10 protein-coding genes and 1 tRNA gene are annotated in these 20,314 nt (G+C 38.0%); 1 reads left to right on the top strand and 10 read right to left on the bottom strand.

Going from position 1 to position 20,314, the window contains the following annotated elements:
* Nucleotides 1-181: 181 nt before the first annotated feature.
* Nucleotides 182-254, bottom strand: a tRNA-Lys gene (locus BCL90_RS24520).
* 412 nt (nt 255-666) lie between these two features.
* Between BCL90_RS24520 and BCL90_RS24515 the strand changes: the two genes are divergently transcribed.
* On the top strand, nt 667-1,281 hold the full coding sequence (locus BCL90_RS24515; protein WP_121287938.1) for a Crp/Fnr family transcriptional regulator: 615 nt from the start codon (nt 667-669) through the stop codon (nt 1,279-1,281).
* A gap of 222 nt (nt 1,282-1,503) precedes the next feature.
* Here BCL90_RS24515 and BCL90_RS24510 read toward each other — a convergent pair whose 3' ends face one another.
* The 9 genes from BCL90_RS24510 to BCL90_RS24460 form a co-directional block, all read right to left on the bottom strand.
* On the bottom strand, nt 1,504-3,345 hold the full coding sequence (locus BCL90_RS24510; RefSeq protein ID WP_121287937.1) for a glycoside hydrolase family 35 protein: 1,842 nt from the start codon (nt 3,343-3,345) through the stop codon (nt 1,504-1,506).
* Between the two features lie 129 nt (nt 3,346-3,474).
* The gene (locus tag BCL90_RS24505; RefSeq protein ID WP_121287936.1) at nt 3,475-4,998 is read right to left on the bottom strand and encodes a glycoside hydrolase; all 1,524 of its coding nucleotides are present in this window, start codon (nt 4,996-4,998) and stop codon (nt 3,475-3,477) included.
* Between the two features lie 14 nt (nt 4,999-5,012).
* Nucleotides 5,013-6,719: a RagB/SusD family nutrient uptake outer membrane protein gene (locus BCL90_RS24500; protein WP_121287935.1), complete on the bottom strand. Its 1,707-nt coding sequence runs from the start codon at nt 6,717-6,719 to the stop codon at nt 5,013-5,015.
* A 5-nt stretch (nt 6,720-6,724) separates the two neighbouring features.
* Nucleotides 6,725-9,907 carry a SusC/RagA family TonB-linked outer membrane protein gene (locus BCL90_RS24495; RefSeq protein ID WP_208529929.1) on the bottom strand — a complete coding sequence of 1,061 codons (3,183 nt, stop codon included), beginning with the start codon at nt 9,905-9,907 and terminating at the stop codon, nt 6,725-6,727.
* A gap of 228 nt (nt 9,908-10,135) precedes the next feature.
* Nucleotides 10,136-14,263, bottom strand: coding sequence for a hybrid sensor histidine kinase/response regulator transcription factor (locus BCL90_RS24485; RefSeq protein ID WP_121287932.1), 4,128 nt, complete (start codon nt 14,261-14,263; stop codon nt 10,136-10,138).
* Between the two features lie 754 nt (nt 14,264-15,017).
* On the bottom strand, nt 15,018-15,803 hold the full coding sequence (locus BCL90_RS24475; RefSeq protein WP_121287930.1) for an NIPSNAP family protein: 786 nt from the start codon (nt 15,801-15,803) through the stop codon (nt 15,018-15,020).
* A 28-nt stretch (nt 15,804-15,831) separates the two neighbouring features.
* Nucleotides 15,832-16,323, bottom strand: a complete 492-nt coding sequence (locus BCL90_RS24470) for a DUF6265 family protein (RefSeq protein WP_121287929.1) — start codon at nt 16,321-16,323, stop codon at nt 15,832-15,834.
* A gap of 150 nt (nt 16,324-16,473) precedes the next feature.
* Nucleotides 16,474-18,768 carry a S9 family peptidase gene (locus BCL90_RS24465; RefSeq protein ID WP_121287928.1) on the bottom strand — a complete coding sequence of 765 codons (2,295 nt, stop codon included), beginning with the start codon at nt 18,766-18,768 and terminating at the stop codon, nt 16,474-16,476.
* Nucleotides 18,769-18,856: 88 nt separating this feature from the next.
* Nucleotides 18,857-20,296, bottom strand: coding sequence for an APC family permease (locus BCL90_RS24460; protein WP_121287927.1), 1,440 nt, complete (start codon nt 20,294-20,296; stop codon nt 18,857-18,859).
* Nucleotides 20,297-20,314 lie beyond the last annotated feature (18 nt).

Raw genomic sequence — 20,314 nt, 5'->3', positions numbered from 1 at the left:
CTTCAATAATTTCGAATTCCTAAATTGTTTTATTCGTTCTTAAGGGATCAGTATGATTCTGTTGTCATTGGCTGCTTACTGAGCTTTCCAAAACGTTTCACAATGTTATTTATATGTTTGTCAGGTTCGAACCCTAACGGGAATAAAACAAAAAAACCTCACATTTCTGTGAGGTTTTTTGTGATCCCGCTGGGATTCGAACCCAGGACCACTACATTAAAAGTGTAATGCTCTACCAGCTGAGCTACGGAATCATTTTCTCCCTTTCGAGGCTGCGAAGTTAGGAATTAAATCCATTCTTGCAAAAGGTAAACCCAAGATATTTAATAGAAAGTTAACATTAACTGAATAAAATGCAGCTAAATATTTAGGAATCATCAGGTTAAACGCGAATAAAAAAAAATCATTTTTCTATTTTTTATAGCCTACTGACTACAAATTTATAAACCATTAAAAGGAATACGTTTACTAAGAACTAAAATATTTTTTTATCCGTGCATTCTTTCATAAATAATAAATAAAAACTTAATAATGAACGTTTTGGCCCCTTGTTTTTTATGAATTCTATACCTATTCAGCATTAATATTCTCTTCTGTTGTAAGAAGAATAATGATTTTTTTATTTTTATAATTATTTTCACTTTTTAATACACACTCTTTTTCTCAATGAATATTGAAAATATTTATGGTGAAGATAAATGGGCTGCGCTTGGTGGTTTCTCTCCAATTATTACAGTCTTCAGGTCTTACCATGCACTCACTCCAGAAATGGAAGACATCATTAACCGTGACACATTCCCTGTACGTTTTGCTAAAAACAAACATATTGCCTCGCCATTAAAATACAACCGCTACATTTTCCTTATTTTAGAAGGAGCAGTACATGGCTACCTTAAAATGGGCAATAAAAAGATTACCACCTGGATTGCTGCAGAAAATGAATTGGCAGGAACAATCAGGAATTTATGGGAAAATGAAAGCTCTGACGAGTATATTGAAACAATAGATCAGGTATTTGCGATTGCCATTCCGCATGAAATGACGAAACTACTTTACGAAAATTTTCCCATTGCTAACTATGTAGGTAGAAAGATGACCGAAATTTATTTTCAGGGAGCATCTGAAAGAGCCTATATCTGCAGGCTTCCTACCGCATTTAAACGTTACCAAAGGTTCTTGATTTCTTACCCACACCTGATTAATCGCGTACCATTAAAGTATGTGGCCTCATTTACAGGCATGAGGCTCGAAACATTGAGTAGAATAAGGAACAAGCCTTAATTAAAACAGCAAAGAAATACCTTCCATATTGACGCATCAAACGTTCGAGCAAGACAGATGTATTGCTAAAAAACAAGTTCAATGGCTAATGATGAAAGCAGCAATAGCGATTATGTTAAAGCATAATTAACATAATCGCTATTGTTACAATTGACATTTTAATTTTCTTATATTATGTAATTAATATTGGTTAATGAAGCTAACCGGAAGAAAATCGAAATATTATTTACTTTTCAATTCATTTAAAATGGCTTTATCTAAACTGGTTAACGTCTTCTGCCCAGGTTTAAGCAGTTCAAAAACTACAATTTCATTCTTTCCTTTTTTAAGCCATTCTGCTGGTAAATAAATAGTTTGTTGTGGTCCAATGCCCCAATATTTACCTAAGTTATGTCCGTTAACCCAAACCAGTCCTTTCCCCCATTTGCGCATGTCTAAATAAGTATCGGCAACTTTTGTTAAATTAAAGCTAGCTGATTTAAGTACTGCTGCAGATTGGCTACTTACTTTGGCGTGTATTTTTTGGGTCTCTATTTTATCAAATGGTAATGGATACATTTTCCACGATTTAATTTCTTTACCATTAAAAGTTACGTTTTTAGTAATCCCTTTATTATTTTTAAGTAAGTAAGGGCCAAAATTAATCCTCCCCATGTTTTCTACCAAAATATCCAATTGTACATTGCCGGCAGGGAGATTAAGTACTAAACTATCCTGATAAAGCCTTCTGTCTAAAACACCTACAAGTTTTTTATTGATATATACCAATCCATAATCGCGCAGCTCGTTGATTTTAATTACACCTTTACGCCCACCTTTTATTTTGCTGCTGTACAATACAAAACCATAGGGCTGGTTGAGTGCTTCGAAGGTTAGTGGTTTTTCACTTAATTTTGGTTTCCCAATCAGGCTAAAAATATCGGTTGATTTGGTAAATGTAATTGTAGGCAATGCCGCCGCTGGCTTAGCGTTGGGTACCTCGGGAAGTGTTTGGTTTGCAGGCAGATTCTTTTTAATCGCTTCGCGAAAAAGCATAAACTTTGCTGTTGCATTACCTGCTTCATCTAAAGGTGCATCATAATCATAACTACTAATCTGTGGTTCGTAAGCTGTAGAATCATTAAAGTTTGCCCCGTTCATAAATCCTCTGGTTGTACCGCCATGAAACATGTACATATTAATAGAAATTCCGCCTTTAAGTACAGTATCTAGTTTATTGGCGTATGTTTTCGGGTCTACCTCATGGTGTTTTGTACCCCACCAATCGAACCAGGCCGGATACCATTCTGGCACAAAGTAAGGTCCGGAACCATTGTTATACTTGTTGATTAACGTTCTGATCTGAGCTGGATTATCGATACCGTTTACTCCCGGAAGCAAGCCTGCCAAATGACCGCCATCCAGTGCCGGAACGGGATCGCAGGTGGAAAGTACACCATCAAAACCGGCATCTTTAAACAACTGGGTATTAATTTTCAGGTATTCTTTGTCATTCCCATAAGAACCATATTCGTTTTCAACCTGTACCATTAAGATGTTGCCACCATGGTTAATTTGCAACGGCGCCAAACGTTTACCGATCTCTGTAAGATATTCTTTATATTCTTTTAAATATTGCGCTTCTTTACTCCTTACCTGTAAACCTTTAATGTTCTGTAACCAAAATGGATAACCGCCAAATTCCCATTCAGCACATACATACGGACTAGGGCGAAGCAATACCCATAAACCTTCTTCTTTTGCAATACGCACAAATTCGGCAATATCATTATTACCAGAAAAATCAAACTGATCTTTCTGAGGCTCGTGCACATTCCAAAATACATAGGTACCAATCGTATTTAAGCCCATGGCTTTGGCCATTTTCATTCTGTCGCGCCAGGCTTCTCGCGGTATACGCGGATAATGCATTTCTCCCGAAATGATCTGAAAAGGTTTATTATCGAGCAGAAAAACAGAGTCTGCAAGTTTAAAAGTGTGCTGAACTTGTGCAAATGCACTAAAGCTGGCAAAACAAGCAATTAAAATTACTTTAATCATTACGAGTTTTAGGGTAGGTTTCATTTAAGGTGTGTTAAGTATTAAAAAATCAAAAACATAGTTTTCCCATATCGATTTATAATTGCTTTTCAGTTCAACCAAATAGGATGGGATAAAAAATGAGGTGCGTTATAGTTTCAAATTCAATCAGGCTTAATTACTGAGTACTGTGGTAACAGATTTAGCCGGAATACGAACATGTTCGGTATCCTGGTATTGTTTATAGGGTGATAAGTTGTATTTGGCTGAGGTAACATAGGTTTGTACAAAACTTTGTTTATTTCCCTTTACTTCAATATCCAGATCAAGATCTTTTTCTGTAGGGTTAACCACTACTGTTACGAGTTTTTTATTTTGCAGATAAGATGATACATCAACCTGAAGTACATTTGCTCCTAGTGTTTTAACCTGAAGGCGCTTACTACCAGGGCTAACAAAACGACTATAATTACCCAGGGCCCACAACATTTTACTATCGTAAACCTGCCCGTCTGTTTTATTTTTGTCTATATAAACCAAACCATCTTTATAATCGCTGGCTGATATGCCCAGCCACCACTGCCATGAGGTAGCGTTAGACAAAACCAGGTCGTGATGGATCAACCGGGCGATAAATAATGCAGGTGCCATACCCAGGTCACGTTTTTCTCCTTTCATTAAACTATCGCCTAAAATGCAATATTCAGACATCCAATACCTTAAACCTTTTATTTGCGCTACTGCCGCCCCTGTTTTTTTTCGCACAGTAATAAACTTTTGCTCCGGACTTGTTGTAAAATAGCTATGGCCAGAAATAGATTGATCTATGCCCGCTAGGTTGCCGACATAATTGGGTGATGAAGGATTAAAGAACTGATATACCTGGTTTCCTTTTACACTATTGCCATTATTATATAAATAATCGAGCTGGCCAGCCTCTCCTATTTGTATTTTGGTTTTGACCTGATTTTTAACAAAGGCTTCATTAACACCCCTGTAAAGTTGAGCAAGTTCGTTATTGTTATAAGGACAGCCTTCCTGTTTGTGTTCATTCCATTTCCACTGCGGCTCATTTGCAGGGCTCAGGTAATTTAGTTCTATCCCGGTTGTTTTTTTTATTCCTTTGATGGTAGCAACAAGATCGGCGGCAAATTCAGGAAGTTTGTCAAAATTCAGATTGCAATGGCCATCTGTAGAATAGGCTTTCCCGTTTTTGGTGAACAGTACATGCGGACTGTTTACAAATCCGATAAACTGTTTCACTCCCCGGGTTTTGGCTGCCTTTAAGAACCAGACTTGTCCTGGCATTGCGTTCCATTTATAGGTACCATTTAGCTGCAAAAAAGCATATTGACGACGCCATTCGTCGCCAATATCGCTTGCCTTACCTTGGGCGGCACTACCACCACCAATACTGAAACGCCACATGTTAAGCCCAATACCAAGGGGTTGCCCCTCTTTTGTGGTTTGGGTACTAAAAAGCAAATCAGCCATCTTATCCCTTTTCTCTGCAGACCATAATCCGGCAAACTGACAAGTCCAGGCATCAGAAGCACCAAAGCCTTCTATGGTCTGAAAGGTGTTGGCAGGATCAATTTCTATTTTTAGAACGGTTTCTTGTGCAAGAGTTGTTCTACCACAGAAAAATAAGGCCAGACAGATAAAAAAACGGTTAAGATGTTGATGTGACTTTACCATGTAAAATTTAATTTCTATTTGTTATAACCAGGGTTTTGCTCCAATTTACCACCTGAAGCTAAAATTTCGGCCCTTGGTATAGGTAACCAATAATGTTTAGTTTCAAACTTGCGCCCATCTAAAGCAACTTTAGGTGTATAAGTAAATCCACTACCTGTTTGGGTAATAATCACTCCCCTGGCAGGTTTGTTTTCGGTTACATCGGCAATTTTCCACCTTCTTACATCATAAAAGCGATGTTCTTCAAAGGCTAGCTCTACTCTACGCTCATAACGAACCGCATCACGCATTTGTGATTGTGTAAGTCCAACAGCCAATTCAGGCATGTTAACACCTGCCCTTGCCCTTACCATATTTATGGCTTGTCTGGCCGACATAGTCGATCCGGCAGGAACAGCGTCAGGCCCGTAAGCTTCATTAGCCGCTTCAGCATAGTTAAGCAAAATTTCTGCATATCTGAAATAGATCCATGGCTGAAAACCTGCATTGCCCCAGGGGTTTTGCAATGGATAAGCATCATTCATGAATTTTTTAAGGTAATAACCGGTTTTGCTGGTATTCCAGTTATCATTTCCATCTTTACTGTCTTTTCCACCAGGAATAAAAGTTTCTATATTACGCTCGCGATATGCTGCTCCATTGTATAAAATGGTTGCTGCAAAACGTGGATCACGGCCTTTGTAAGGTTCATTGCTATCGTAACCAGAAGTAGGATCGGTAATAGCTTTACCGTTGGCCATTTCATAATCATCTACCAGGTTCTGCATCGGCAGATTTCCTCCCCAGCCGCCATAACCGTTTGGCCCGTTGGCAATTTCTAAATGGGTATGGTTGGCATTTTTGGTAAACAACCTTGCAAAAATAACTTCATTGCTTTGGTCAGTTAAAAACAAGTTTGCATAGCCACCACTATATATTCCGTATTTATTTAAAGAAATAACTGCCTGCGCTGCTGTAATGGCCGCCTGCCAGGTACCAGCATTATACAACGGACTCGCTGCATATAACAACAAGCGCGATTTAAGCGCTAGTGCCGCGCCTTTTGTTGCCCTTCCTACTATCCAGCTTCCGCTATTATCTAAAGGTAAATCTGCTGCAGCCTGGTCAAGCTGTGCAGCTACATAATCTATACATTCTTTAATCGGGGCACGTTCAAACAATGCCGGATCCTGCAAATTATCAGTTAGGTTGGTTACCTTATCGCCCATTAAAACTACGCGACCATAGTTGCGAATTAAATCCTGGTAGCGGAAAGCCCTTACAAATTTAAGCTCTGCCACCAATTGTTTTTTATGCACGGCGCTCATTTCAATTTTAGCAAGCACACCAAGCGCATAATTACATTCTCTTATACTTCTGTAACTCCTGCCCCAATATACACCCGCACTTCCTAAATTTTCAGGTTCCAGCTGTCCTCTTTGGATTAACCAGGTAGCATCGTCATTATTGTAAACAGATTCATCGGTAAAAGAACTCCACATGCTATACTCAAAACCTCTGCCAAAACCTGGTGCAGAGCCATCGGCTTCTTTCTCCTGCAATCGTGTGCCAATGTATCTGTTCGTTATAAAAGCTTCCAATACTGCAGTATCTGTTTCTACAGTGGTGGTCGCGATACGATCTGTTGGTTCTACATTTAAAAAATCTTTCTTACAGCCCACAATACTCATGGAGATAAGAGACAGGCCTAAAAGTGATATATATATTGATTTGTTATTCATGGTGTTTAGAATTTAATATTAGCGCCTAAATTAATAATGCGTTGCTGTGGATAGAACTGGCCACTACCACTGTTTCCTTCAGGATCGTAATCTTTAACTTTTGAAAAGGTCAATAAGTTAAATGCACTCGCATAAAACCTTAAGCCAGATACATTTATTTTTTGCAGAAACGCCGCTTTAACATTGTAAGCAAGCTCTACGTTTTTAAGTCTTAAAAAAGAGGCATCATTTAACCAAAACGTATTGGAAAACTGTCCGCCACTGATGGCATTCGAAGAACGGTCAGTAACCCTTGGATAAGTTCCATTCGGATTTGCGGCACTAAACCTGTTATCGGCCCAGCTGCTGTAAAAGTTACCTACGCTTCCTGCTTCCGGTAAAACGTATTGACTAACTTGTCCTTGACCTGATAAGACAAGTGATAAATCGAAATTCTTGTACGAAGCTCCGAAATTTAAACCATAAGTAATTTGAGGGGTATTGCTATATTTTGATCTTGTTTGATCATCGGCAGTAATCTGACCATCATTGTTATAATCAAGATATTTAAGATCGCCAATTTTAGCACCACTTACATGTGGGTAAGCATCTAACTCTTGTTGCGTTCTAAATATGCCAATACTATTGTAAAGCAAGTCAACATTTAATGGTCTGCCCGTTTTGCGTTGATGATCTGGCGTACCACTGGCTTCATCAATAAAAATTACTTTGCTTTTTGCGTAGGTTATATTTCCAGAAATATTCCATTTCAGATTTTCGCCATTATGGTTATAGCCTAAAGTAGCCTCAAAGCCATTACTGTTTACTTTTCCAATATTTTCTGAGGGTACTAATGGCGTATAGTTCACACTCTTATCATCAAATGGATTTACGATACCTGAAGAACCTGGTACCGAAGCATTTCTGTTGGTTAAAATATCGGAGCGTTTTTGCTGGAAATAAATGGCTTCGATGCTAAAGTTTTTAAATACTGTAGCGTTAATTCCGATATCGAGTTTTTTTGCTACTTCCCAGGTAATGTTAGGGTTTGCAAGTTTAACTAAGTTTACGCCAGGTTGTATGGTTGATGTTGTTGCACCAGGGCTTTGAGCTACGAATCCATTGCCAACCAGTACATAATTATCAAAATACTGGAAACCATTTACATTATCGTTACCCAACGCACCATACGATGCACGGATTTTTAAGTTATCAATAAATTTAATGCTTTCATTAAACCATTTTTCTTTTGAGATCACCCAACCTGCAGAAGCGGATGGGAAAACACCATACTGTTTCCCTTTTGGAAAAATGGATGATCCATCAACACGCAACTGGCCTTCAAAAAGATACTTGTCATCATAAGTGTAAGCTAAACGGCTGATTATACTCCGGCGGTTGTAATTAGAGCTATAGCCCGAGTTCAGAAAATCTGTAGCGGCTGTGCCGCCTTGGGAAAGTTCAGGCAGTGATGTAGATAAATAATTAAAACGTTGTGCATCGAAATATTCTAAATGGTTTTCGCTCTGTTCGTAACCTACAAAAGCATTGATATCATGCAGGTTAAACTTACGGGCATAGTTCAATTTAATATTTGAAGTAAGCAGCGATTCGTTTTTATGGCTTTCGGTTAAAGTTGCTTTTTGATTGTTGCCACCAACGATTACACTTTTGTAGATTTGTGAACCTTTATCGTATTGATACAACAGGTAAGGTTTGTTAAAACTTTTACTAAAAACATTTGATTTATCTGCCGAGAAAAAGCCATCTACAGAAAGTCCCTCTACACCTGGTATAATAAATGTAGCCCTTAAGATTCCGTTTAAAACCTGTGTAGGATTTTTATTGGTGCCACCGATATCGGTAACCTGCACAGCAGGGTTTGCGTTTTCTATACCAGTTGTTGGCAAACCATTTGGGTAATATGCTGCCGCAATTGGTTTTGCCCTATAAATGGATCTGAAAATATCGCCAGCTGCAACCTGAGGGAACAAACGATTTTCCTGTCTGCCGGATACCGATAAGCCAACTTTAAGGTATTTAGAAACATTGGCATCTATATTCGTACGGAAATTGTATTGATTGTATTTGGTTGCACCATTTTTGTACAACCCATCCTGAGAAACAGTCCCTAAGGACATATAATATTTCACATCTTCACTACCACCATTAATAGAAAGGCTGTGCTGGCTCTGTAAGGCTGTTTTTTCTAAAGTTTGATCTAACCAATCGGTGTTAGGGTATAATAACGGATCGGAACCATTACGAAATTTTTCGATCTGATCTGCTGTATAAGATTGATTAAGACCGCCTGCAGAATTGGAATCGAAACTAATTTCGTTCATAATCTGTGCATAAGTTGCGGCATCAGCCATTTTAGGCAACCTTGTTGGCGAGCTAAACCCCTGGTTAAAACTATAATTTATACTTGGTTTACCAGTTTTTCCTTTTTTAGTAGTCACCAATATTACGCCATTTGCGGCTCTGTTACCATAAATAGCTGCAGAAGCATCTTTTAATACCGATACACTTTCGATATCATTGGGATCTAAACGCTCAAGGCCACCAATCTGACCTGGAACTCCGTCTACAACAATTAATACATTATTGCTCCCGGTAGTAGCAAGCCCCCTTACTGTAATGGTAGAACCATCAACACCAGGTTCGCCACTGCGGTTATTTACGATTACCCCCGAAAACCGGCCTGCCAAAGAGTTTGACAGGTTTGGTTGCGGACTCTTTACCAGGTCGGCTCCCTTTACCTGCGATATTGACCCCGTAAGTGTTGCTTTCTTTTGTGTTCCGTAACCAACCACTACTAACTCGTTTAGTGTTTTGGTATCGGAACCAAGCTGAACATTAATGGTTGTTCTATCGCCAACTGTTTGCTCCTGACTGGTGTAGCCTACATAAGAAAAAACAAGTACGTCTGTAGTGGCTGTAACACTAATACTAAATTTACCTTTTGCATCGGTCTGAACCGCTTTTTCGGTTCCCTTAATTTTAACCGCTACTCCGGGGAATGTAGCTCCGGTTTCGTTTGTTACTGTACCCGTTACCACAATTTCTCTAAGCTTGTTCTTTATCCCTGTTTTAACAGAAACTAAAGATGCCATTGCCGGTAAACTGATGGATACGATAAATAGAAATGCCAGTGTTTTAATTGTAAAGAATTTTGGCAAAAATCCTTTCAGAACTTTTCTTCTCATATTTGTTTGCAAGTTTAATATTTGGTTAGCAGATCAATTTTATAACCTACCCAACAGAACCCTCTATCGGAATCGCGATTATAACACTGCTTTATCGAGGGCTAAATTAGCGCCAACAAACAACTCCTATAGGGTGCAAACAATCCAAATTAGAGGGGTAAACAGACCGAAAAATGGCCTAAATCAGGTTTTAAGGCCTATTGCAGAAAAACGGGCAAATAAACACAATTATGATTTACCTTTTTTGCCAGTTGAATTTAATTGGATATGATTAGAAAACGGCTTTCTGAATTTTTTAATATACTGTGATGGATTCATGTTAAACAGCTTATAAAACTGCTCTCTAAAATATTTTGGATCGTTAATGCCCACCATGTAAGAAGTTTCCTGAATGGTTTTATCTGTATTGATAAAAATTTCGGCCGCTTTTCTTAACCTGATGAAACGGATAAACCCATTGGCCGACTGACCCGAAATGGATTTTATTTTACGGTATAAATTAGATCTCGACATGCCCAGGACGGTCGACAGGGTATCGATATTAAAATCAGGATCGGTAAGGTGTTCTTCTACAATGCGGATACAGTTATCTAAAAACTCTTTGTATTCTGCAGAGATCTTGGTATTGTTCGAGTTGAGTGTAATTTCATTATAAAAATACTTTTGCAGGGCATTTTTACTCTTTAATATACTGGCTACCCTTGCCTTTAAAAAATCCTTATCAAAAGGTTTACTGATATAGTCATCGGCGCCACCTTCTATTCCTTTAAGCTTAACCTCCGGAGCAGAGATTGCAGTAAGTAAAATAATTGGAATATGAGAGATGGAAACATCTTCTTTTATTTTACTGCATAGTTCTATACCCGTTATACCATCCATCATTACATCGCAGATCACAATATCGGGTAATAGCTCTTTCGTCATCTCATAGCCCTTTTCTCCGTTACTGGCTTCATAAAGATGATAATCCATTCTAAAAACCTGTTTAAGGTATTCTCTTATTTCAATATTATCATCAATAATAAGCATGCTTTTTAACTCGATGGACAGCTGGTTGTCTACTATTGGTTCTTCAGCAGCTTCTACAACTTTATTAGCGCTGATCTCATCTTCTATCAATTCTTTAAATAATGAAGAGTCGGTATCGACTAATTCTTCCTGCAATATGATGGCATCTTTAAAATGACTCACACCTCTTAATAAAGCAATATTAAAGGTAGTACCTTTATTTTCTATACTGGAGTAGTTTATGGTACCTCCGTGCATTTCAATAAAATTTTTAGCGAGGTATAAACCAATTCCAAAACCACCTTTAGCTGATTTGTTTCCAGGATCCTGATAAAATTTCTCGTACAATTTTTCTCCTGCCACATCTGTAATACCACAGCCTGAGTCTTCAATACTAATGATTACATTTTCCTTGCTGTTATCTACAATCATCCTAACCTTACCTCCTTCTGGTGTAAATTTTATCGCATTAGAAAGTAAATTAAAGAACACGATTTCAATTTTTTCCCGATCGGCATAAAAAGCAATCACCTCATCGGCACAGCTAAATTCGAGTATTACATTTTTTGACCGGGCCTGGTGTATAAAACAAAGGAATACCTCTTTGCACAAACTCACCAGATTTATCGGTGCCACTTTTAACTTTTCGCCATAAGTATCTGCTTTTCTAAACAACAACAGCTGATCTACCAAACTTAAAAGCCGTTTGGCATTCCTGTACACAATATTTAAATCAGTGGTATCCACATTATTATCATTCTTATACAAAAGCTCTTTAACCGGGTTGATAATTAACGTAAGCGGCGTGCGGAACTCGTGAGATACGTTGGTAAAAAAGGATAGTTTCTTTTCACTCAACTCCTTTTCTTTTTCGCTTTCTACATGGGCCAGTTTAATCTGGAATTTTAAGTTAGACTGGTGCTCACGATATTTAAGATAGGCATACACAAGACCAAAGAAAGCCAGGCCATAAAAACAAAAAGCCCACCAGGTACGGTACCAGGGTGGCGTAATGATGATCTGGAGCGAATTTCCTTTACTATTCCAAACGCCATCGTTATTTGATGCCCTTACCCTTAAGGTGTATTTGCCAGGGTTTAAATTGGTATAGGTAACTTTATGTTCGCTACCGCTATAATTCCACTTTTTATCAAAACCTTCGAGAAAATAAGCATACTGGTTTTTTTCTGAAAGCGTATAGTTTAAGGCCACAAAGCCAAAAGAAAGTACACTCTGATCATAAGGCAATGTGACACTTTTCGTCATATAAACAGGCAATTTTAAAGGAGAATCTTTGCCGGGGAGAATCAGTTTATTAAAAACTGAAAAATCAGAAAAGTAAACTGCAGGAGCTTCTTTATTATACTTAAGTTGTTGTGGATTAAAATAAACGATGCCTTTACTTCCTGCCAGGAAAATTTCTCCTTTTGTATTTTTACAGATGGCAGCATTGGCATACACACCATCTTTCTCATCGTAATTTTTAACCGTTTTGTTTACCGGATCGAAAAGTGATACACCTTGCTCAGTAGTTACCCACAGCTTGCCATTGTTATCTTCTACCAGATCAGTAAAAACATTGCTGGCAAAACCGTTTTGTTTTGAATAGATCTCAAAAGTATTTGTTTTAGCTACATATTTATTCAATCCATCGCGGGTGCAGATCCAAACATTTTGGTGCGAATCCAGATACAGGCTATTTACAATGTTATTGCTAATGCCGCCCGTTTTTGAATTATTGATCATGTAATTGCTGAACTTTTTTGTTTTAGGGTTAAAACGGCTGAGGCCACTCCCGTATGTGCCTATCCAGATATTCCCTTGCGCATCTTTTAAAAGGCAGTATAAATGGTTATTACTCAGAGAGCCCAAATTTTTAGGATCGTTATAGTAATGTGTATAAGCTTTACTTTTATCATTATAGATTTTTAACCCTGCATCTGTAGCTAAATAATATTCACCATCATTTACCTCTATCAGGTCTCTAAAAACATCTTCGTTAAAAAAACTTCCAAGTGCAGAACGATGGTGGTGATGTACAAACTTGTTCTCCTTTTCGCTATACCGGTCAAATCCATTCTCGCTCATTACCCATAACTGACCTTTTAAATCAACAGACAGGTTAATAATATCATTACTGGATAAACTGTTTAAGCTACCGGTGTGCGAAAATTTGGTAACAGAGCGGTTATTTGGGTTGTATTTATAAAGGCCCTTGCTGGTACCCAACCAAAAATTGCCACGATCACTAATTATCGATCTGATTTCTGCCTGGCCTAAAGGAAGTGAAATAAAATTAAATTTATATTGGTTAAAATCAATTTTAGTAAGGCCGTTTTTACCACAGAGCCATATCATTCCGCTTTTATCACGATATAAACCACCATTGGCAAAAAATTCGAGCTGATCTATTTTTTCCCATTTATTTAGTTTTGTATTTACCCAGAATATTCCGGCGCTGCCACCTACCAGTAATTTTTCGGCACCTAAATTTAAAACATTAAATATGGAAGAATTACCTGTCCCCACACCTGGATAGGTTGTAAACTTTTCACTTTTCGGATCAAAGCGGAACAGATCACCTTTCCAATAACATCCAATCCATATCATGCCATCATGATCAAGGCAGAGGGTCCAGATGTCGTTTGGATTTTTTTGATTCGCGATTTCCTTTTGCATGTAATTGGTAAACCGCTTTGTTTTTTGATCGAATTTATTCAGGCCGGCGCTCCAGTTGCCCAACCATAAATTGCCAGATGCATCTTCCGCAATAGCATTAACCGATTTTCCTTTTATAGCATACTGATTTTTTGCATCGGGTTGATAAACCTTATAAGTTTTTGAATTTTTGTTATAAAGGTTAAATCCATCATCGGTACCAACCCACAATTTATTCGTTTTGTCGATCAGTAAAGACCATACTTTATTATTGCTTAGCGAAGTTCTATCGTTTTCTTTATGGTAAAAACGTTCAAATTTTTCGGTAACCGGGTCAAACCTGTTTAAACCATTCATAGTCCCCACCCAAAAAAAACCATTGCTGTCTTCTACTATAGCATTAATATAATTGTTGGTTAAAGAGGTGCTATCACCAACAATATTTACATAAACTTTAAAAGAATAACCATCAAACTTACAGAGCCCATTTTCTGTACCTATCCACACGAAACCTCTTTTATCCTTTAAAGCGACGGTGGTATTTTTAGATGGGAGTCCATCGTTAATGCCATACGTTTTAAGCACATAATGTTCTGGAATAGAAGTTTGATCTACTACCTGCGCATTAACGCTGTTAAAAAACAGCCAGAATTGCATAATTAAACCAAATGCTTTAATAAATCTCATCATTAGAAGGGCAAACCGACAGAATAGCTGAAAAAAAATCTTTTAGCGGATGTAAAGATACAATTTGCTAAATTATTGTTACACAAAAACCTGTCAATCTGTAGTTCTATTTATCTGAAAAGTCTTTCAGCTTTTGCATTTTCTACCATTTAAACAGTTAAGGAAATTAAGATTTTCATCACTCAGATCCTTCTATCGTCATCCTGAACTTGTTTTAGGATCTAAAAAGTTGCATCATTCTGATCCGATTGCTATCGGATTTATTTCAGAATCTTTCTGGTTAGTTTTTTGCCACGGAAACACAGATTTGCATGGAATTTAGTTTACCTTTTACTTTGAGCTTTAGTCTTTAAGCTTTTACCTTTTCTACCATTAAGCAGTTAAGGAAATTAAGGTTTTTACCGCTCAGCTCCTGCGATCGTACTCCTAAAGGGTAATTTATTTTATAAAATTCAATATGAATGGACAGATGGATAAAGAAGTTGATTGGTCTAGAAAATATCGTCATTTGGACCGCAGTGGAGAACCCGAAGGCTCTGCGAAGCAAAATCTTTTAAATTTGATTCAATACCTTAGTCCAAAGATCTCTCCACTTCGCGTTGCTTCGGTCGAGATGACGACCATTCTATTGGAGTCTGTCAATGGTAACTTGTTTCAGGATTTATCTGGCTTGCATTATTTTCTACTACTGAAGCACAGATTTGCACGGAATTTAATTTTACCTTTTTGCTTTCAGCTTTAGTCTTTAAGCTTTATCCTAAAAATCTGAATAGTCTGTTGGATAAACAAATTTAGTATCGTTTTTAGAAACATTGTGCTGATACTCTGGCATTGCCGATAGTTTCTTCCAATATTCATCCGCTGAGAATGCTTTCCAGTGCGCATCTCTATCTGTTTTATTTTCGAAAGTGGTTAAATACATCAGGTTAGGCATACGACTTCCGGCGATTACTTCTCCATAGAATACGGCATTAAAATTTAATCTTTTGAATAAACCGATTTCGTCGCCTTTATTAAACATTTGAACTTTATTCTGAAAATACTTCTCAGTAGGTGCCTCATAGCTTCTTAATTCGTACACCCGTTCTTTCATCGGCGATTTTAGATTTGGCAGCATAAAATGAGGTGCGTCTTCAAAGGCTTTTAATACAATGGATTCTAAGCGCTCGAAAGGTGCCTCCGTGTAGACTGCATCCAGATAGGTTTTCCCATCAACGGCATATTGTTTGTCTTTTGCCAGCTTTTTATCCAGTTCTAAAATTCCATTAAATGATTTTAAAGGAATAAATACATAAATCAGTTTTTCTGTATCTAAAGCCTGGTCACTTACAATTGGTTTAAACACACCAACTTTAGCTATGTCACAGCGGTGTAAAGCGGGCAAATATGCTTTTTGCAAAAATTCATCTACTGTTTTTTCCTGCGCATCGGTTTTTAAGTGGTAAATTTTGATCTGATAGAAATCTATCGATGCATTAGCGGCAAATGCGCTAAATAATAGCACAAGTAAAAACAGACTGGATATTTTAATTTTAGGCGACATGTTAAGATTGACTGATTTGAATAGAAAATTAATAAAGTTTTCGGGTAAAACTGAAAATATCTTTTTTAGGCTGACCATTTTTATCCTTTTCTTCCAGCACAACGCTTAATTTATTTTCAGTAATCAATTGATAGCTTAACCTTACCGATTTATCTTTCATTTCAAAAACAGCAAGTTTTCCCTTTAAGGTTACCAGCGGAAAAAACAGTGGTTTTTCTTTTTCTTCCCAGGCAATGCTTCCGCGGTTAAAATGCCGCATCTTCATCACAGGTAAACCCTCTTCAAGTTCAATCACAACGAATTCGTAAAATAAAGCTTTCCCATCTTTAACACACCTAAAGCTGCTCATCATGCTTTCGCCGTTTGGCTGGCTCCAAAATTCTTCCAGATCGCCCCATTCACTTTTCTGCACCCAGGTTCCAGACATAAATGCCAAATCTTTTACCGCAGCCTTTTTTATTTGTGCAAAAGCCGAAATAGAAAAGAATAAGAAAGCCAAAATCAAAAAGTTATTTTTCATAGCGTAATTTATTACAGCTAAAATAACTAATTATATCCAATTATAGAATGAACGAATCAGCGACCAATTTTCAGTTGACAGTTTGCAATTTACAATTACCAGTTCCGTTGCAATAAACAGTTTACAGTTACCAATGACCAATGAAGCATCTTACTTTGAAATATTTGGATTTGGAGGTTCGGCATTTAGTAAATGTTTCACAAAGAAGTCGCGTTTACGTCTTCTTCCGTAAACTCCGCCATCACTGTGTCCCATGCCAGGAATGCTTAAAATATCGAAATTTTTATTGGCTTTGATCAATGCATCGGCAAGTCGATAGGTCGATTCTGGCGGTACATTTTCATCTGCTTCGCCAACAATTAAAAATAGATTACCCTGTAATTTACCTGCATTTGTAATATTAGATTGTTCTCCATAATGTGGTCCTACCGGGTAGCCCATCCATTGTTCGTTCCACCATTGTTTATCGATGCGGTTATCATGACAACCACATGCAGAAACTGCAGCCTTATAAAACTCAGGGTGAGATAACAGTGCTCCTGTTGAGCTTTGCCCACCCGCCGAAGTGCCATAAATCCCTACCCGTGATATGTCAGCATTTGGATATTTAACCGCCATGGCTTTCATCCATAATATCCTGTCAGGAAATCCGGAATCGGCTATATTTTTCCAACATACATCATGAAAAGCTTTAGACCGGTTGGCTGTGCCCATTCCATCAATCTGTACTACAATAAAACCCAATTCGGCAATGCTCTGCATTTCACTGGCTGGCAAGAAACTTTTAGGCACAAAGCTATCATGAGGACCTGCATAAATATTTTCGATTACAGGATAAGTTTTATTCGGATCCATTTTTGAAGGGAGGCAAACAATACCCCAAATATCGGTTTTGCCATCTCTTCCTTTGGCTACAAACACCTCAGGCAATTTAACCCCTGTAGCCAAATAAGCATCTGTTTTTCCATGTTCTATTTCGCTTAATTTTTTGGTGCTTGCCGTTAACCTTAATTCGCTAACCGGTGGTACATTTACTTGTGAGTAGGTATCGATATAATATTTACGATCAGGAGAAAAGCTGAGGTTATGGTTCCCTTTTTCTGGTGTGAGGTTTACCAGGCCTTTTCCATCAAAACCGATCCGATAGTAATGGATAAAGTACGGATCTTCGTCAGCATGCATTCCATTTGCCCGGAACCAAACCTGGCGTTTTACGATATCTATACTATCAATATCCCGAACTACATAATTTCCTTTTGTAATTAACTGCTGCTTTCCGGTTAAGACATTTACCAGATAAAGGTGTTGCCAACCATCTTGCTCACTCGTCCACAATATTTCATTTGTTTTAGGCAGGTATCTGGTATAAATGCGATTTTCGTAAATGAAGGTTTTGGTTTTCTCGTCGATGATATTTTTGGTTTTCCCTGTTAAAACATCTACTTCAATTACCCTGAAACGCTGATGCCCCCGGTCTACTTTCTCATAAGTATAATACCTGCTGCTATTTCCCCGCCAATGTAGTTCCGGTGCGCCAAAGAAATCAATGGGATCTGCATCTACTTTAATGGCAGTTTTTTTCGATACATTAAAAACATAGGGCTGATAAGCTGTAAAGTCATCACCAGGTTGTGCATATTCTCTCGATTTTAATTCGCCGCGTGTAGTACCTGGAACAGAACTTAATACATAATATACTTTTTTGATTTCTTTGGGATCGATTTTGTAAGCAACAATGTTTTTTCCATCAGGAGACCATGCAAATTCGCCGTAAGGTTTATCGGCATTACCATCGGTACTCAGCTGGGTTTCTGCCTTTGTTGCTAAATCAATTACAAAAAGGTTGCCTCCGCGAATCAGGATTTCACTTTTGCCATCCGGCGATTTTTTGGATTGGCGGTTTCCCTGCCAGCGCGATCTCCTTTGTTGCAGAGGTCTTTTGGCATTGTAACGATAAATTGTAGTGTCTTTAATGTCCGCTAAAGTGTAATCGCCTAAGTTTAATTCATACCATTTATCCTGTATTTTTAGTTTTGCCGTATTACCCTGATCGGCGAAATATAACTCAGCAAGTTGAATTTTTAGTGGGTTCTGTTTTTTACCGGTAACCTTTTCTAGATTCTGCGCAAGTTTATGATGATCAAATGCGGCCTGGCGTTTACCTGTTGCAGCATCAACATAATAATATTCCCATGTTCTATCAGGAAGATTCTTTTTATACCAAAATGCGGTTCCATCCTTTTTCCAGAAAGGAATAATATCATTGTTGGTTGGAATATTACGTAAAGTGGTATCCATTTTCAATGATAATTGATAAGCATCAGCCACTTCAGCAGCATTAGGGGCATAAGGCTGCAATCTGGCTTGCTGTGCCAGCAGTTGAGCGGAAACAAAACTTAATAAGATGAAAACTATTGATTTTTTAGCGGTTGCGTAAATGATCATTACAGATTTTTTGCGGGTAAATATTATAATACTGCAGTTTTGCAGGTTTCTTTTAGATTTTGATGAATAACATTAATATTTTAACCATTCACATCAACCGATCTTTTGATTTTAAATCCTGGCGCAATATATTTCCTTTAATGAGGTAATAAACCGGGATACCGATTAATGTGATGATTAATCCGGGCCAGGTAAATTTGGGTTTAAACATAATCAGCAATATGCAAAAGGCCAGTCCCATAACCATATAGATAATTGGCAGGACAGGATAACCAAAGGCTTTGTAAGGTCTTTCGGCATCAGGTCGTTTTTTACGAAGGATAAAAATTCCGAAAATGGTGAGCATGTAAAACATCACCACCACAAATGAGATCATATCCAACAGATCGCCATATTTTCCGCTAATGCACCATAAACAAGCAAAAACACACTGTATCCAGAGTCCAAATCCAGGAACTGCATTTTTGTTCAATGTACCCACTTTTTTAAAGAAAAGCCCATCTTTGGCCATTGAGTAATATACCCTGGCACCCGCCATAATTAAACCGTTATTACAACCGAAAGTCGACACCATAATCATTAGTGCAATAATGATGGTACCCGCTGTACCGAAAATATGGTTGGCAGCAGAAACCGCCACCCGATCTTTATCAGCGTAGGCAATATCGTGTAATGAAAGTACACTGGTGTACATCACATTGGTAAGAATGTAGAGCACCGTTACCATAATCGTCCCCAGGGCTAAACTCAAACCAATATTGCGTGCAGGATTTTTAATTTCGCCGGCAATAAAGGTAACATTGTGCCAGGAATCGCTACTGAATATCGAACCTACCATCGCGGCAGCAATAGCTCCGAAGGCAGCCAAAGTGGTATAAGAACCAATATTTCCATCGGTAGATAAGGATCCCAAAACCCACATATTTTCCCAGTTGGTTTTCCAGATTCCTTTATCTAAAAAGAAAAGTCCAAAAGCGATCAGACCAAACAAGCTTAATAATTTGGCCACTGTAAAGGTTGTCTGGATTACTTTACCGCCATTTACCCCCCTACTATTGATATAAGTTAATAATATAATTACCCCAATAGCCAGCAGTTGTGCCGGTGAGATGGTAAAGAAGCCTAAATCTACGGCAACTAAATCTTCACTTAATGCAGGTACGAGATAAGCGGTAAATTTGGCAAATGCCACGCCTACTGCGGCAATCGTTGCGGTTTGGATAACTGTAAAAAAGCTCCAGCCATATAAAAAACTGATGAGTGGATTGTATGCTTCCTTTAAATAAATATACTGTCCGCCTGCTTTTGGAAACATGGCACTTAATTCGCCATAACTTAATGCAGCAGTAAGCGTCATAAAGCCTGTAATTAGCCAAACCACTAACAGCCAGCCAGAGCTGCCTACATTTCGGGTAATATCTGCACTTACAATAAAAATACCTGAGCCTATCATACTTCCGGCTACAAGCATGGTTGCATCCATCAGTTTAAGTGAAGGTTTAAATTGTGTGGTTTCTTTTTCAATCATCTGTTCTTTGCTTGGTGG

The organism is Pedobacter alluvionis (assembly GCF_003664035.1).
Lineage (GTDB): Bacteria > Bacteroidota > Bacteroidia > Sphingobacteriales > Sphingobacteriaceae > Pedobacter > Pedobacter alluvionis.
Note: the sequence above shows the minus strand (reverse complement) of the source record. Positions and strands in the feature narration are given on the sequence as shown.